We start from the raw sequence: 16,667 nt of genomic DNA on the forward strand, positions 1-16,667 counted from the left end.
GTTTCACGCATGTTTGGCAAAATCTTTCCCCGGCTGGCAGACGGCTCCAGCACTGACCGCATGGTGCTTAATCCATGTAAAAAGAAAATCCTGTGAACAAGATCACAATTCCGAGATGCAGCATGGGGTCTCGACTGGAATTTGGCGGTGGTGTTGCATGTAATTCGGCGACGTCATGATTTGCGAGGTTCAGGTGGGTTGCCGAAATTGGGCATTGTCCGCAATTGATCGTCAATGGCGGACCCGACGTCAGCCTTGGGCGACGCTAGCCCGCGGCCAAGCTTTGCACCCTTGGCCAATTTTCTCAGTGGCTATAGTTCATACCAAAAACGGCCACCCGGAAGGGCGGCCGCTTGTTTGGAAGGAAGGGTGGGGCCCTAGCCGAGCTGCACACTCAATGGATCGTGCGCATAGACCCAAGCCGGATCTTCCGGCTCTTTCAGCCAGGTATTTGCGTTTGAGATGGTCTGCACCTTGGTTGCCCGTTCACGGCGGGTGGTTTCATAGATCCGGAAGGCGGTGGCGTAATCCGCGGTTCCGGTTTCCACCAGGCTGCGGGTCAGCACAGCGGCGTCCTCGATTGCCATGCAGGCGCCCTGGGCCATATGCGGACGCATCGGGTGGCAGGCATCGCCCAGAAGGCAAAGGCGGCCCTGGCTCCAGAGGTTAAGCGGGTCGCGGTTCCAGAACGGCCATTTGGTGACTTCCTCGGTGGCGTCGATCAGCGCGTTGACCATGGGGTGCGAGCCGCCGAAGATCACCTCCATCTCCTCGCGCGAGCTGTCAACAAAACCGGTGTCATGCTCCCAGCCGTCCACCGGCACGCCGGTGACGTAGTAGTACTCCGACCCGTTGCCCTTGGTTGCATAGGCCATGATGTGGCGCGACTGCTCCCACCACCATTTGACGCAGGGTTCAAAATCCAGGCCGGAGGCGCGCAGCTTGTCCATGTTGACCAGCGCCCGGTGCCCGACCCAGCCGGAGAACCGGGGTTTTTCGACACCGAGCAGTTTCTCGCGGATCACGGAGTTGATGCCGTCCGCGCCGATCACCAGTTTCGCCGAAACCTGCTTGCCATTGGCGAAGGTGAGTAGCACGTCGTCATCGCGTTCCGTGATGTCGGTCAGCCGATGGTCAAAGTGGAGCCGGTCCTGTGGCAGTGCGGCGATCTGTTCCGCATGCAGGTCGCCCCGGTGAATGGTGATATAGGGCGCGCCATATTCCTTCTTGGCAAAATCGCCCAGTTCGATGCGGGACAGATACTCGCCGGTCAGCCCGTCGCGAGAGTACCAGTAATCCGGGTGCGAGCCGATGGAGGCCAGCCGGTCCTCCAGCCCGATCTTGCGGAACACTTTCATCACGTTGGGGCCAATGTGGATACCCGCGCCAAGGCGGGTGAATTCCGGCGCCTGCTCGAACGTGTGTACCGAGAAGCCCGCTTCATCCAGCAGCGCCATCGCCGCGGCGCCGCCGAGACCCGCGCCGATAACGGCGATGTCCACCTGTTCGATCGAGTGCATGTCAGTTCCTCTCTGTCACGAATTAGATTGTTTGTGTGCTAACAAATATTCTGCCGCCGGTCCAGATTAAAGCAATGGGAAAAATGCAGGTTTCAATGCAAACCGCCCTGTTTTCGTGTGAAACAGGGCGGTTGAAGGGGAAGGAATATTTGTTTTTACACATACAAAGATTGCAACGGGCGTCAATCCCACTGCGGCAGGTCCGGTGCATAACGGGCGCGGACATAGGAGGTGAGTGATTCGATCTGTGTTTCGCTCAGCTCGCCGCCGAAGGCCGGCATGTCGCGCAGATCGTGGCTCATCGGTGCCGTCAACCCGTCGCGGATTACAGTCTTCATCGTTTCGGGCGAGGGTGCGCGCACCGCCGCGGACTGGCCTAGCGACACATGCGCCGCCGTCACGGAACCGGACAGCGCCGGTTCGTGGCAGGTAGCGCAGGCGCTTTCAAACAGGCGGTGAGTGGTGTCCGGCGCGGCAGGCAGCACCGGGGCTGGGGCGGGTGCCGCGGTGCCGCTGGCCTGGGAGGCCAGATAGATCGCCATGGCGCGGATATCACCGTCCGACACCCCATCGAGACTTTCGACCACATCGGCCATCGGTCCCGACGCCGCGGCGCGCCCCGGCGCAACGCCTTCGCGCAGATAGCTATAGAGACTATCGGCGTCCCAGCCGCGCGCGCCTGCGGCCTCTCCTGCCAGCGCCGGTGCAAACCATCCTTTGATCATCGCGCCGGACAGCGCTGCCGGGCCGGTCTTTTCTGCCCCCAGCGCGTTGCGCGGCGTGTGGCAGGCGCTGCAATGGCCGACGCTCTCTACCAGGTAGCGGCCGCGGTTCCATTCTTCGGACTGGGCGGGATCGGCGGCAAGTGCCTCCGGGCGGTGGAAGAGCGCATTCCAGACCGCATTGCTGGCGCGAAGGTTTGCCGGGAAGACCATCTGCGCTCTAGGCGCCTCTGCCTGCACCGGCGGCAGGGTCTGCAGATAGCCATAGAGCGCGTACATGTCCTCGCCGCTCATCTTGGCGAAGGATGTATAGGGAAAGGCCGGGTAGAGGTTGTGACCGTCGCGGCTGATCCCCTGGCGCATGGCGCGGTCAAAGGCAGTGAAGCTCCACCCTCCAAGACCGGTGTCCGAATCCGGGGTCAGGTTGGTTGTATAGATGGTGCCAAAAGGCGTTTCCACCGGGCGGCCGCCGGCATTTGGCAGACCGCCGTCTGCAGTGTGGCAGGTGGCGCAGTTGCCGGCGGCAAAAACCTGCGCACCGCGCTCCAGCAGCTCTGCCGAGAAGCTGGCCGCGCCGGGGGCGGCCCCTGCGGGGATCGCGCGGGCCATCGGAAGGGCAACCGCGCCCGCGGTCAGCGCGCCGCCAAGGGCCGCAGCCATCGCCAGCATTCGCGGTTTGCGCCGTTTTCGCGCCGGGGCAGGGGCGGGCAAGGCGGAGGTCCCCATATCGTGCGGAGCAATCCCCAACGCGTCGCGCATCCGCTCCGGGGTAAAGGGCGCCTCGCGCATGCGCACGCCGGTGGCGTCGAAGATCGCGTTGGCGATGGCGGCGGCAGAGGGCACCGCGGCGCTCTCGCCCACGCCCAGTGCCGGTTCATCCGGGCGTTCCATCAGCGTGGTTTCGATCTCGGGTACCTCCGGGAAGGTGCTGATCGGATAGGTGGCCCAGCTTTGCGGCGTCACCGTGATCTCGTCAAAGCTGACCTCTTCCTTCAGCACCCGGCCTGCGGTCTGGTTGACGTTGCCATGAATCTGATGGCGCACCCCGTCTGGGTTGATGACCAGACCCTGGTCCTGACCAACAAAGACGCGGGTAAGGGTAACCTCGCCGGTCTCCATGTCGACGGCAACGTCGCAAATCCAGGCTGCAGCCGCGGCCGCAGTGCCGGGAAAGGGGCCGTGGACATAGGTGGCATAGGCAAAGCCGGTGCCATAGGCCATCCGCCCCTCACGGCGCAGACGGGGTTTCTCGCGGGCGTCCCAGCCTGCGGCCTCGGCGGTGCGCCGGATCAGCTCGGCGGCGCGGGGATCGTCAATGTGCTGCAGGCGGAAGGCAACCGGATCCGTGCCTGCCTCATGCGCCATTTCGTCGATGAAGCTTTCGTGGGCGAAAGTGTTGGGCAGGGCTGAGACGCCGCGCATCCAGGCGGCGCGCACGATTGGCGCCATGTCATGCACGGTGATGCGCTTGTGCGGGATACGGTAGGGCGGCACCGTGGTGCGGTCACCCATGTCCGAGGGGCGCGGTTCCGGCGAGACGGCGCCGGTCAGCAGCAGCGCAAGGTTGGGCCCACGGTTCGAGGGATACCAGGTGTCGAGGCTGTAGGCGTGCAGCGCCCCGTCCTTCAGGCCGCCGGAAATGTCCATCAGCTGGGCGGCGCCCTTCGGCTCCCACAGGTGTTCCTGCGACCGGGTCAGCTGCACCCGCACCGGACGGCCCAGAGCGCGCGCCATCAGCAGTGCATCGCCACAGACGTCATCGGCGCAGTTGCGCCCGTAACAACCCGCCGCCTGATAGCGCCGGATCTCGATGTCTTCGGGCGCAAGGCCGGTCAGCGTCGCAAGGTCGCCGCGCAGCATGTGGGGGTTCTGGCTACCGGACCAGACCACCGGCGCGCCGCCGTTCCAGTCGGCCACCGCGCAAGACGGCCCGATGGAGCCGTGCAGATGATAGGGCCAGACATAGGTGCGTGACAGGGTGGTTTCCGACTCGGCCATGCCGCGGTCAAAATCGCCGGTCCGGTCCAGCGCGCGCGGGGTCGAGGGCTGGTTGCGGATCGCATGTCGCAGGTCGCTTAGGTCTGGCGCGGCGGGTGGCTGGCGCCACTGCACCGGCAGCGCCTCGGCGATGGCCTGCGCCTGATCGGCGCGCTCTGCAGCAACGCCGAGAAAATCACCCTGCCGTACCACCGCAATGAAACCGGGCATGTGCTGCACGGCGGTCTCGTCCCAGCCGATCAGGCTGGTGCCGATGAAGGGGCCGCTGTCGCGCCCGGTATAGGGCGGGCGGATCACATGGCCATGGATCATGCCGGGCACATCAACGTCGTGGATGTAGGTATGCTGGCCGGTGACCTTGGCAGGCAGATCCTGCCGCGGGGTCTTCTGGCCGACAATGGAATAATCCGCAGGCGATTTCACCGGGATGGACAGATCGAGCGGCAGTGACTCTGCACGGCCTTCGAGCAACGCCTCGTAGGAGACGGCGGTGTCCTTCCAGAGGATCCGGCCTTCGCTCAGCGCCACACCGTCATTTGGTGCGTTCAGCCGCCGGGCACCGCGCCGGGTAAGCTCCTGGCGCAGTTGGGCAGCAGCCGCGCGCAGGGGAACAGCGGTCACCTGGATGGTTTCCGAGGCGATGGTCGGCCCCTGGTCGGGGGTGCGGTTGGTGTCCCCGAGGACGACCTGCACGCGGCTGAGCGGCAGTCCGGCCTCTTCGGCGACGATCTGAGCCAGGGCGGTCTGGATGCCAGTACCCAGATCCACGTGCCCGTTAAAGGCGGTCAGCACGCCACTGCTGTCGAAGGTGACGAAGATTTCGCGCCCGGCCTCCGTCTCGCGGTGGATCGACAGGCTGCCAAAGGGGAGGTCGGTCATGCGGGGTGCGCCTTTGCGGTCTTGGGTACGGGCGCAGTGGCGGGCTGTGCCTTGGCGGCGGCCATCAGCCGCGCCGCGTGCTGCACCGACGCGATGATTTCCTTATGGGTACCGCAGCGACAAAGGTTATGGGTCAATGCTGTCCGGATGCGCGCCGCATCCGGCTGCGGCTCCTGCCTCAGCAGCGCCACTGCACTCATCACCATGCCGTTCAGACAGTAGCCGCATTGCGCGCCTTCCTCAGCCACGAAGCCCGCCTGAACCGGGTGCAGGGCGCCGGTTTCACGATCCGCGAGCCCCTCCAATGTCGTAACTTCGCGACCTCTGACCTGCCCCGCGCGCATGACGCAGGCCCGCGCCGGGGCATCGTCCACCAGAACCATACAGGCGCCGCACTGGGCCATGCCGCAGCCGTATTTCGGCCCCTTCAGGCCCAATTCGCTGCGCAGGATGTCAAGCAGCGTGCGGTGCGGGTCGACCGACAGGTCGTGCCCCGTGCCATTGACCTGCAGATGCAGTGTTTTTGCCGTCTCCGCCATTCAGAGAGCCTCCCTTGTCGTGTGCAGCATGTCCTGTGGACCGCTGCGCCCTTGGTATTTTTGGGTGTATACAAACAAGTTTTTCGGCGTAGCGCAATGGTCGACCACTGCATTTTCCCGGCATTGGCCCGCCACGTTAAGGGAATGTCTAAAATGTGGGCACGCAAACAGTCTGAAAACGCGAAGAAATCTCTCCGAACAAAGCCCAGACCCTTGTCGCAAGGTTGCCTCCGTGGCGCAGCCATGTAAACGGTGAAGCAGACAGATAACATTGGAGTGCCTGCAAATGCCGCCGCGCCACCACGACGAGACCTCCGGTAAAACAGCGCAGACCGCGACGGAATACGTGCTGGACGAGCAGGTGGGCTTCTTGCTGCGCAAGGCCTATCAGCGGCACCAGACGATTTTCACGGAGCGGATGATCGGCGGGCTGACAGCGACCCAGTTTTCGATGCTGTTCCGCCTGGTGCAGGTGACGGGCCCAATTTCGCAGAACGCGCTGGGTCGTCTGGTTGCAATGGACGCGGCGACCACCAAGGGCGTGGTCTCGCGGCTGCAAGCCCAGGGGCTGGTGACCACTGAACGCGATACTGAAGACAAGCGCCGCTACATGCTGCGCTCGACTGAGAAAGGCCGCGCCCTCATTCAGGAGGCGCTGCCAGTGGTGATGGGCATCTCGGAAGCGACACTGGCGCCATTGACCAAACGCGAGAGCGAAACGTTCTTGCGGCTGCTGGCAAAGCTCTGCTGACCCTCCGCGCACGGCTGGCGTGCGGCTGAAGTCACAAATAGCATCTGCGAGATTCGGCAATTCGGCCGGGGTCCGACCCTGAGCCCGGTCGCGATTCGCGCCTGCATTCGCGTGGCAGGCTTAGAACACAGTGCGCGTCTGATTATCAGATGTGCCAGCGTAGCTTTCAAGAGTATTTCGCGTCCTCTCTTCATCCAGATAGCATCTAAACACTTGAAATAACGCAAGTTTGCAAAAGGTGCGTTTTTTAAACTTGTTTCTGTACGAACAAAATCCTACACATGAAATAATTCGTACACAAACAGGTGCAGGACATGAAACCCTATCGGATCGGCCAGATCGTCCCCAGTTCCAACATCACGATGGAGACCGAAATCCCGGCGCTGCTGCGGGCGCGGGAGGCCATCGCGCCGGAGCGGTTCACCTTCCACTCCTCGCGGATGCGGATGAAGCATGTGACCAAGGAAGAGCTGGCAAAGATGGATGCCGACAGCGACCGCTGTGCGCTGGAGCTGTCGGACGCCAAGGTCGATGTGATGGGCTACGCCTGCCTGGTGGCGATCATGTCGATGGGCCACGGCTATCACCGCGTGTCGCAGGAACGCCTGCACGGCGTGACCAAGTCGAACGAGGCGGCGGCCCCGGTGGTGACCTCTGCCGGTGCGCTGGTCGAAGGCATCCAGGCCATCGGCGCCAAGAAAATCGCGGTGGTCGCCCCCTATATGAAGCCACTGACCGAAATGGTGGTGGAATACATCCGCAACGAGGGCATCGAGGTAGTGACGTGGCGCGCACTGGAGATTTCCGACAACCTCGCCGTGGCGGCGCATGACCCAATGAACCTGCCCGGCATCGTGTCGGAAATGGACACCACCGATGTTGATGCCGTGGTGCTGTCGGCCTGCGTGCAGATGCCCTCGCTGCCGGCGGTTTCCACCGTCGAGGCACAGGTGGGCAAGCCGGTGCTGACCGCGGCCATCGCCACCACATGGCAGATGCTGAAGGCGCTGGAGCTCGACACCCGCGTTCCCGGCGGCGGCACCCTGCTGTCCGGCGCGTATTGAGGGAGGCGCACATGGCACTCGGATACAACGTCCACGCAAATGGCATCCGCCAGCACCTGATCCGCTATGCGGGCCCCGAGGGCGCGCCGGAACTCCTCGTCATTCCGGGCATTACTTCCCCCGCGATCACCTGGGGCTTTGTCGCCGAGCGGCTGGCAGAACGGTTCGACGTTCACGTGCTGGACGTGCGCGGGCGTGGGCTGTCGGAAACCGGAGACCTCGACTACACGCTGGATGCGCTGGCCGATGACGCAATCGCGCTGGCGCGGCAGATGAACAACCCCGTGGTCATGGGCCATTCGATGGGCGCTCGGATCGCGATCCGCGCCAACGCCCGCGATGCGACGCCTTTTGCCGGGTATATCCTGGTCGACCCGCCGATGAGCGGCCCGATGCGCCGCGCCTACCCGTCGAAATGGCCGTGGTATGGCGACAGCATCGTGATGGCGGCACAGGGCTGCTCGGCGGAGGATATGCGCGCCTATTGCCCGACCTGGACCGAGGAGCAACTGGCCTTGCGCGCCGAATGGCTGCACACCTGTCACTGGGGCGCGATCCGCACCGCCTTTGACGGCTTCCACACCGACGACATCCACCAGGACATCCCCAAGATCGGCAAGCCCGCACGGCTGGTGATCGCCGGGGGCGCGACGGTTGTGGATGCAGATGACCAGGCCGAGGTGGCAGAGCTGAACCCGAAGATCGAACAGCGCATCGTACCCGGCGCAGGCCACATGATCCCTTGGGACGACCTCGAAGGGTTCCTCGCCGCCGTTCTCGACTTCAACGCATAACAAACACGACTTCAGGGAGAAACGTGATGGACCATCAGAGCTTTACCGAAATCTGCGTACATCAGCTGAAAATGTCCGGCGTGCAGAAGGACGAGCGCCTGGTCGTGCTGACACAGGGCAACGAGCGTCTGGATTATGCCGATGCCTTCATAGCGGCAGGCCGGATCCTCGGCGCTAACATGTACCACATGCGCCTGCCCGCGCCGCCGGTCGCCGGGGCCTGGGCGGTGGGCGAGACCGGTTTGGCAGCCATGCCCGATGCGGTGGAGGCGCTGAAGAATTGCGACATGCTGATCGACTGCATCTTCCTGCTGTTCAGCCCCGAGCAGATGGCGATCCAGGCGGCCGGAACCCGCGTGCTGACTGCGGTGGAGCCGCCGGAGCTGCTGGCGCGGATGCTGCCAAGCCAGGAACTGCGCGAGAAGGTTGAGATCGGTGCGGACTACCTGTCGCGCGCCAAGGTGATGCGGATCACCTCGCCGCATGGCACCGACGTGACCTACAAGCTCAACACCTATGAGACCGTGGCCGAATATGCCTGCACCGACACGCCGGGCCGCTGGGACCACTGGCCCTCGGGCTTTGTCTTTACCGGCGGCGACGATGACGGCGTGGACGGCACCATCGTGGTGGCGCCGGGCGACGTGCTGCTGCCGCAGAACATGTATGTGCGCGACCCGATCACCTACACCATCGAGAAAGGCTGGATCACCGACATCCGCGGCGGGCTGGATGCGGAACTGGTGAAATCCTACATGCAGGCCTTCAATGATCCGCGCGGCATGGGGATGAGTCATGTCGGATGGGGCATGAACCCCAATGCCAAATGGCACGGTATGACCCCGGGCGAATTCCCCGGCGGCATGGGGATGGAGCCGCGCAGCTTTTACGGCAACGTGATGTTCTCGACCGGCCCCAACAACGAGCTGGGCGGACCGAACGACACCGCCTGCCACCTCGACATCCCGATGCGCGGCTGTTCGCTGTTCCTGGATGACGAGCCGATCGTGATCGACGGCGATCTGGTGGTGAAGGAAATGCAGATGGAGCGCGGCTGAGGCCGCGGGGGAGGGGGCAGCATGTCTCAGGAACAGGTCTATTCGGATGCGGGCTTTGGCCAGCCGGTGCCGCGCGGCACCCGGCCCGCCATCGTGGTGGTGGATTTCTCCTACGGGTTCACCGACACGCAATACCCGACCGCCGCTGACATGTCCGCGCAGATTGCCGCGACCCGACGGCTGACGGACAAGGCGCGCGCCATGGGTCTGCCGGTGATCTATACCACCATCGCCTTTCAGCCTTGGGAGCGTGAAGCGCTGCCCTGGCTGAAAAAGGCCGCCGGAATGGCGGCCCTTGCCGCGGGCAGCCGCCTGGTGGAAATCGACGCCGCCACGGGTATCGCGGCGGCAGATCCGGTGATTGTCAAACACGGCGCTTCTGCTTTTCACGGCACCAATCTGGCGGGCCTACTAACCGGAGCAGGGGTGGATACGGTGATCGTCACCGGCGCCACCACTTCTGGCTGTGTGCGCGCCACCGTGGTCGATGCGGTGCAATCCGGCTTCAACGTTCTGGTACCGCGGGACTGCTGCGCAGACAGGGCGCAAGCACCACATGACGCGAACCTTTACGACATGAACCAGAAATACGCGGACGTCACCGACGCCGCCGATATCGAGGACTGGCTCGACAGCCTGGCCTGAGCCGTGTCATCTGCGGGCGTCAGCGCCCGCAGGCCGGATGCGGCAGACTTAAACAACAAGCGGTGCAGCAAAGCATCCTCTAACATAACTCAACGATCCAACGGGAGCGCAGAACAATGCTACGTACAGTATCCCTGTGGCTGGTGGGGCTGGTCATTCTGGCCTGTTACGCCGTGCCTTACGGCCTGCTTGGCGACACGCCGAGCTGGACCGGTGCCTTTCTTTTCTGGACCCTTGCGGGGGTGGCCATCATCGTGCTGAACGCGCTGGCCACCGCCTCTTTCACGGAGGACGAGGAATGAGCCAGTCTTTCATCTGGTACGGCATCGCCGCCTATGTGGTGATCTCCATCATCGTCGCTATCCTGTCGCGGGCGGGCAAATCCACCACAATGTCGGATTACTTCCTCGGCGGCCGCAGCATGGGCGGCGTGGTCTCGGCACTCAGCTATTCGGCCACCACCTATTCCGCCTTCATGATGGTCGGGCTGGCCGGGCTCACCTACAAGGGCGGCGTCGGCGCGCTGGGGTTCGAGATCGTCTATTTCGCCGGCGTGTCGCTGGTCGCCATTTTCGGCCCCCGCTTCTGGGCGGCGGGCAAGAAATACGGGTTCGTCACCCCGTCGGAGATGCTGGGCGCGCGCTACGGCAGCCGCTGGGTTGCAATCGCGGCGGCGATCGTCAGCTGCATCTTCCTGATCCCGTATTCCGCAGTGCAGCTCTCTGGCGTGGGCTATCTGGTGTCCGGCATGTCGGACGGCGCGATTTCCTTTGGCACCGGGCTGCTGATTGCAACCGCGCTGGCGATCTTCTTCTCCTACGTGGCGGGCATCCGTTCGGTCATGTGGACCGACAGCCTGCAGGCGCTGGTGATGATCGTTGCCTCCTCCATCGTGGCCATTCTGGTCGTCAGCGAGCTGGGCGGCTTCACCGGCATGTTTGAAACCGTCGCCGAACGCAAACCCGAGATGCTGACGGTGCCGGGACCGGGATTGTTCAGCCTGCAAACCTTCATCGGGCTGACCATTCCGTGGTTCTTCTTCTCGATCTCAAACCCACAGGTCAGCCAGCGCCTGTTCATGCCGGAATCCAAGGCCGCTCTGCGCCGGATGCTGCTGATCTTCCTGTGTTTTGGCCTGATCTACACGCTGGTGTCTGTGATCTGGGGGTTCTCGGCCTTCGTCGCCTTCCCGGAACTGGAGCGCGCGGATCTCGCGACCTCAGTGCTGCTGGCCTCTGATTTCGTGCCGCCGGTACTGGGAGTGATCGTGATGGTCGGTATTCTGGCCGCGGCCGTGTCCACCATCGATTCAATCCTGCTGACGCTGTCATCGATGCTGGCGCGCGATGTTTACGGCAATGTCAGCGGCGACCAGTCCGATCACCGCCAGCTGTGGATCGGCAAGCTGGTGATCCCGGTGATCTCCGTTCTCGCCCTTGGCTTCGCCGCGCTGGAGCTGAGCCTGATCTCGATCCTGTCGGTTGCCGCCTCGGCCGGGCTGGTGGTGACCGTACCCGCCATTGTCGGCGCCTTCTTCTGGAAGCGCGGCACGGCCGCCGGTGCGCTGGTCTCGATTGCGGGTGGCGGGCTGTTCGTGATCGCAATGTATCTGACCGGCAACAAGCTGTTCGGCTACAACGCGGGCATTCTGGGCCTGCCGGTGTCGACGCTGCTGTTCGTCGGTGTCAGCCTTCTGAGCCGACCCACTGACGAGGTGACCGAAGGCTTTGTTTCGTCAAGGTCGACCGCCGTTCCGGCAGCACCGGTGAAGGCTGGTTGAGCCAAGCCGTTCGTCAAAGTCGATCTGCATCCCCGGCATCATTGGTGCCGGGGATGCTTCGCATCAGGGAAAGGGAAATCTTCCTAACGCTTCTGAGACAGTGAGCCGCATAACCGCTGGGCTGTCGCTACATCATTTAACATAATTGTAATTCTACGATGGAGAGGCCTGATGGCACGCACTCTCCAAAAGTCAACGAGGAATAGACCTCATTCCAACCAAGCAATCATGCATGCTCCGCATCGCTGTTTGTTGCCGCTCGGTCTGGTCCCACGCGGATCACTTCGCATCCCAATGCCCGGCACTGCTGCTGAACGTCTTCAGGCAGGTCCGCCCCGGTCACGACAACGTCATACTCCCACACCATGCCTTTGCGACACGGCAATGCCTTGCCGAGCTTGCTGGCATCCATGACCAAGACCGTGCGCCGCGCACAGGCGGCGATGGCTGAGCGGGCCGCGACTTCCTCAGTGTTGTAGTCCAGAACCGCACCGCAGGGTGATAGCCCTCCACAACTGAAGACCGCGAGGTCAACGAGGAAGCTGCTGAAGAACGTCACCGATGCCGCGCCGATCACGTCAAGATCACGAAGACGCAGCGTGCCACCGGAAAGCACCACTTCAGCCCCCTCCGCTGACTGCAAGGCGATGGCGGCATGTATGCTGTTGGTGGCGATGAACAAATCTGCACGGCTGGCCGCCAGCATGCGCGCACAGGTCTCCACCGTGGTGCCGGTGCCAAGCGCGATCCGGGCACCATTGGGGACAAGGTCGCGCACCGCCATGGCGATCTGCTGCTTTTCTGCCCGTGCCAAGCTGGCCCTGGGCGCATACCCGATATTTTCCGAGGGCTGGCGCAGCCGCACCCCCCCGTTGCGCCGCTGCACCAATGCAGCCTCATCCAACTGACGCAGATCACTGCGGATCGTCTGCACCGAAACGCCCAACCGCGCCGCAAGCGCGGCTGCGGACAGTTCTTCCGCCTCGCACAACAGCGCGATGATGGCATCGCGTCGCCGGGTCATGTCCTCCTTACGCATCCGCTTTCCTTTGAAAATAGCCTTGCCGCCCCCTCGGGTAGCAGGCCGTAGTCCATGCGGGCAAGATAATAATATTGTTGGGAAACTGTCACAAAACCTTTTCAGACTCGGGGAATAACGGCGGCACGCACACTTTCGTACGAAAGCCAAAACCGGAGATTTCCGATGAAAACCCTTCTGTCTGCCGCCACGCTGGCTCTGGTCGCTACGGCGCCCCTGGCCGGCACTTTGACTCTTTATACCTCGCAGCCCAACGCCGACGCGCAAAAGACCGTCGACGCCTTCATGGCCGCCCACCCGGGCATTGAGGTCGACTGGGTGCGCGACGGCACCACCAAGCTGATGGCCCGGCTCACCGCCGAGATCGAGGCCGGCAACCCGCAGCCCGACGTGCTGCTGATCGCAGACACCGTGACACTGGAAGGCATGGCGCAGGCCGGCCACCTCAAGGCCTACCAGTCGCCCGAGGCACAGGCCTATGACCCGGCGCTCTACAGCGCCGATGGCTACTATCACTCGACCAAGCTGATCACCACCGGCATCGTCTACAACACCGGCGCCGCCAGCCAGCCGACCTCCTGGGGCGATCTGGCCGATCCGTCGCTGAAGGGCCAGCTGGCGATGCCCTCGCCGCTCTACTCCGGCGCAGCACTGATCCACCTCGCGACCCTGACCGGCGACGACAAGCTGGGCTGGGACTACTACGGGGATCTCGCCGCCAACGAGGCCCGCGCCCAGGGCGGCAACGGTGGCACCTTCAAGGCGGTCGCCTCCGGCGAGAAGCCCTATGGCGTGGTCGTCGACTTCCTCGCCATCCGCAACAAGGCTGACGGCTCGCCGGTTGAATTCGTCTTCCCTGAAGAGGGCGTCTCCTACGTCACAGAACCGGTGGCGATCCTCGAGACCGCCAAGAACGTCGATGCGGCGCAGAAGTTCGTCGACTTCGTGCTGTCGCAGCAGGGCCAGCAGCTGGTGCTGGACATGGGTTACATCCCGGCCCGCAACGGCATGGGCGTGCCCGAGGGCTTCCCGGCCCGCGAAGAGATCAAGCTGATGGCCTTTGACCCGGCCCAGGCGCTGCAGGACGCCGACGCGAACAAGGCGAAATTCGCAGAGCTCTTCGGCGCCGAATGACACGCGCGATCGCATATCCCAGCAGCAGCCGGTCCGAGGGTCGGCTGCTGACGCTGGTTCTGGGGCTGGCCATCCTGGTCACCCTGGCGCCGGTCGCCCGGCTGTTCCACGAGGGGCTGACCGCTGGCGGCGGCCTCAATCCCGGATTTCTGGCCGAGGTTCTGGCCAAGCCCGCCACCCGCTCGGCGCTGTGGCATTCGCTGGTGACAGCGGGGCTGGGAACCTTGATTTCCGTGCTGATCGGCGGCGTCTTTGCCTTCCTGGTGGCGCTCACCGACCTGCGGCGCAAGGCGGCGCTGGTGTTCTGCCTGATGATCCCGATGATGATCCCGCCGCAGATCACCGCCCTGTCCTGGACCCAGGTGATGGGCCCGTCGTCGGTGTTTCTCAAGACCCTTGGCCTCGCACCGCCGCTCGGCGCGCCGCAGCCCCTGTATTCCCCCGGCGGCATTATCCTCCTGCTCGGCATCCAGCATACCTCCATCATCTTTCTGACCCTGCGCGCCGGGCTGCGCGCGATCCCGCAGGACGCGGTTGAGGCCGCGCGGATTTCCGGCGCCCGCGGGCTGCGGATCTGGTGGCAGGTGGTGCTGCCGCTGACCCTGCCCAGCTTGCTGGGCGGCATCGCGATCACCTTTGTCACCGCGCTCGGCAATTTCGGCATCCCGGCGATGCTGGGCATTCCGGCAGGCTATGCCACCCTGCCGACGCTGATCTACCAGCGGCTGGCGGGACTTGGCACCGCGGTGCTGGCCGAGGTTGCGGTGCTGGCCATGCTGATCGGCGCCGTCGCCATCGCGGGCATCCTGCTGCAGCGCTTCTTCCAGCGCCGCCAGCGGTTGCACCTGACCGGCTCCGGTGGCCGCCCGCTGATGATCCCCTTGGGCCGCGCCCGGCTGCCAGTCGAGATCGCGCTGTGGCTGGTGATCGCCGCGATCCTGGTGCTGCCGATGGCCGGCCTGCTGGCGACCTCCCTGGTGCCGGCCTACGGCGTGCCCCTGCGGCTCGACACCCTGTCGCTGGACGGCTGGCACGAGGCGCTGTTCCGCCAGCCTGCCACCCGACGCGCCTTCGTGAACTCCTTCCTGCTGTCGGCCGGGGCGGCGGCGCTGCTGATGGCCCTGTGCCTGCCGCTGGCCTGGCTGATGGAGCGACACAAGACCCGCGCGGGGCAGCTGTTCGACAGCCTGCTGGACCTGCCCTATGCGCTGCCCGGCGTGGTGCTGGCGATCGCGATGATCCTCCTGATGATCAACCTGCCGTTCACGGAGGCCACGCTCTACGGCACGATCTGGATCATCTTCCTCGCCTATCTTGCGCGTTTCCTTGCGGTGATGTTCCGCCCCGTGCAGTCGAGCCTGCGCCAGCTCGATCCCGCCATGGACGAGGCCGCCCGCGCCGTCGGCGCACCATTGTGGCGGCGGCTGCGCGACATCATCCTGCCGCTCTCGGCCCCTGCCGCCGCGGCCGGCGCGATCCTGGTGTTCCTTACCGCCTTCAACGAGCTCACCGTCTCGGCGCTCCTGTGGTCCTCGGGCACCGAGACGCTGGGCGTGGTGATCTTCAACCTCGACGACAGCGGCGAGACGGTGATGGCCTCGGCCGTGGCCATGACCATCGTGCTGGTCGTCATGTTCCTGATGGCGGTGATCCAGCTGACCTCCCGCCACCTGCCCAAAGGAGTTGTCCCATGGCAGAGCTGACCCTCACCGGTCTTGCCAAGCATTTCGGCAAGACTGCTGCGCTGCAATCCGTCTCCACCACGGTGGAAAACGGCGAGTTCCTCGCCCTTCTCGGCCCTTCCGGCTGCGGCAAGTCCACCCTGCTGCGGCTGCTCGCCGGCTTCGAGCAACCAAGCGAAGGCAGCATCCACATCGGCGCGCAGGAGGTGGCCAATGCCGCCACCGATCGCCACGCCGCACCGGAGGACCGCAACATCGGCTTCGTGTTCCAGTCCTACGCCCTGTGGCCGCATATGACCGTGCGCCGCAACGTCGGCTACCCGCTGGAGATCCGCAAACTGCCAAGAGCCGAGCGCGAAGCCCGCATCGACGCCGCGCTGGCCGCCACCGCGCTGCAGCCTTACGCCGACCGCATGCCCTCGGATCTGTCGGGCGGCCAGCGGCAGCGGGTGGCGCTGGCGCGCTGCCTGGTCTCGGACCCGACCGCCGTGCTGCTGGATGAGCCGCTGGCCAATCTCGACGTCGCCCTGCGCGCCTCGATGCAGGAAGTGTTCTGCGACTTCCACCAGCGCACCGGCGCGACGATGGTCTATGTCACCCACGACCAAGCCGAGGCAATGGCGATGGCCGACCGCATCGCGGTGATGAACGAGGGCCGGATCGTGCAGCTCGACACGCCAGAGGCGCTCTATGCCCGTCCCCGCAGCCGCTTTGTGGCCGAGTTCATCGGCGATGGCACCGTGGTGCCGCTGTCCGGCCCCCAGCACAGCGGCACCAGCTGCGAGGCCAGCCTGCTGGGCACCCGCCTGCCGGTAAAAACCGACAGCCCCAGCCCGACACTGGCCTGTCTCAGGCCGGAAAACCTCGCCATTGCGGAAACCGGAGACATCCGCGCCCAGGTCGCCCGCGCAACCTATCTCGGCGGTCGCTACCGGCTGGACCTGGTCGCTGCCACCGGCGACGCGCTGGTCGCCCAGAGCCTGACCCGCTACGCCCCCGGCAGCCAGATCGGGCTGACCCTGACGCCGCCCTGGGCCTTCGCCGCCGCCTGATCCGGAGACA

14 protein-coding genes are annotated in these 16,667 nt (G+C 64.5%); 10 read left to right on the forward strand and 4 right to left on the reverse strand.

The features are described from left to right. Positions 1–377 precede the first annotated feature (377 nt). The 3 genes from ACZ52D_RS19595 to ACZ52D_RS19605 form a co-directional block, all read right to left on the reverse strand. On the reverse strand, positions 378–1,520 hold the full coding sequence (locus ACZ52D_RS19595) for an FAD-dependent monooxygenase (protein ID WP_464443608.1): 1,143 nt from the start codon (positions 1,518–1,520) through the stop codon (positions 378–380). Positions 1,521–1,702: 182 nt separating this feature from the next. Then, complete coding sequence (locus ACZ52D_RS19600) at positions 1,703–5,119, reverse strand: molybdopterin cofactor-binding domain-containing protein (protein WP_464443609.1); 3,417 nt, start codon at positions 5,117–5,119, stop codon at positions 1,703–1,705. Further along, positions 5,116–5,658: a (2Fe-2S)-binding protein gene (locus ACZ52D_RS19605; RefSeq protein WP_464443610.1), complete on the reverse strand. Its 543-nt coding sequence runs from the start codon at positions 5,656–5,658 to the stop codon at positions 5,116–5,118. Before ACZ52D_RS19605 ends, ACZ52D_RS19600 begins: the two co-directional genes overlap by 4 nt. A 286-nt stretch (positions 5,659–5,944) precedes the next feature. Here ACZ52D_RS19605 and ACZ52D_RS19610 point away from each other — a divergent pair, with 286 nt between their 5' ends. From ACZ52D_RS19610 to ACZ52D_RS19640, 7 genes are all read left to right on the forward strand, one after another. After that, on the forward strand, positions 5,945–6,409 hold the full coding sequence (locus tag ACZ52D_RS19610; RefSeq protein ID WP_464443611.1) for a MarR family winged helix-turn-helix transcriptional regulator: 465 nt from the start codon (positions 5,945–5,947) through the stop codon (positions 6,407–6,409). A 314-nt stretch (positions 6,410–6,723) separates the two neighbouring features. Continuing rightward, positions 6,724–7,473: a maleate isomerase gene (gene ndpH / locus ACZ52D_RS19615; RefSeq protein WP_464443612.1), complete on the forward strand. Its 750-nt coding sequence runs from the start codon at positions 6,724–6,726 to the stop codon at positions 7,471–7,473. A gap of 11 nt (positions 7,474–7,484) precedes the next feature. Further along, positions 7,485–8,267: an alpha/beta fold hydrolase gene (locus ACZ52D_RS19620; RefSeq protein ID WP_464443613.1), complete on the forward strand. Its 783-nt coding sequence runs from the start codon at positions 7,485–7,487 to the stop codon at positions 8,265–8,267. A 26-nt stretch (positions 8,268–8,293) separates the two neighbouring features. Further along, on the forward strand, positions 8,294–9,325 hold the full coding sequence (locus ACZ52D_RS19625) for a M29 family metallopeptidase (RefSeq protein WP_464443614.1): 1,032 nt from the start codon (positions 8,294–8,296) through the stop codon (positions 9,323–9,325). A gap of 21 nt (positions 9,326–9,346) precedes the next feature. After that, positions 9,347–9,970: an isochorismatase family protein gene (locus ACZ52D_RS19630; RefSeq protein WP_222455984.1), complete on the forward strand. Its 624-nt coding sequence runs from the start codon at positions 9,347–9,349 to the stop codon at positions 9,968–9,970. A gap of 116 nt (positions 9,971–10,086) precedes the next feature. Continuing rightward, entirely contained in the window at positions 10,087–10,272 is a 186-nt protein-coding gene (locus tag ACZ52D_RS19635) for a hypothetical protein (protein WP_222455983.1), read from the forward strand. Beyond that, positions 10,269–11,750, forward strand: coding sequence for a sodium:solute symporter family protein (locus tag ACZ52D_RS19640; protein ID WP_464443615.1), 1,482 nt, complete (start codon positions 10,269–10,271; stop codon positions 11,748–11,750). Before ACZ52D_RS19635 ends, ACZ52D_RS19640 begins: the two co-directional genes overlap by 4 nt. Positions 11,751–11,976: 226 nt before the next feature. Here ACZ52D_RS19640 and ACZ52D_RS19645 read toward each other — a convergent pair whose 3' ends face one another. Then, on the reverse strand, positions 11,977–12,789 hold the full coding sequence (locus ACZ52D_RS19645) for a DeoR/GlpR family DNA-binding transcription regulator (RefSeq protein WP_464443616.1): 813 nt from the start codon (positions 12,787–12,789) through the stop codon (positions 11,977–11,979). Positions 12,790–12,954: 165 nt separating this feature from the next. Here ACZ52D_RS19645 and ACZ52D_RS19650 point away from each other — a divergent pair, with 165 nt between their 5' ends. Genes ACZ52D_RS19650 through ACZ52D_RS19660 form a run of 3 tightly spaced genes read left to right on the forward strand, consistent with a single transcriptional unit; the run spans position 12,955 to position 16,657 of the window. Continuing rightward, positions 12,955–13,923, forward strand: a complete 969-nt coding sequence (locus tag ACZ52D_RS19650) for an ABC transporter substrate-binding protein (protein ID WP_464443617.1) — start codon at positions 12,955–12,957, stop codon at positions 13,921–13,923. Continuing rightward, the gene (locus ACZ52D_RS19655; RefSeq protein ID WP_464443618.1) at positions 13,920–15,626 is read left to right on the forward strand and encodes an ABC transporter permease; all 1,707 of its coding nucleotides are present in this window, start codon (positions 13,920–13,922) and stop codon (positions 15,624–15,626) included. Before ACZ52D_RS19650 ends, ACZ52D_RS19655 begins: the two co-directional genes overlap by 4 nt. Continuing rightward, the gene (locus tag ACZ52D_RS19660) at positions 15,614–16,657 is read left to right on the forward strand and encodes an ABC transporter ATP-binding protein (protein ID WP_464443619.1); all 1,044 of its coding nucleotides are present in this window, start codon (positions 15,614–15,616) and stop codon (positions 16,655–16,657) included. Before ACZ52D_RS19655 ends, ACZ52D_RS19660 begins: the two co-directional genes overlap by 13 nt. Positions 16,658–16,667: the final 10 nt, after the last annotated feature.

This window comes from Leisingera sp. S2M4 (assembly GCF_055398055.1).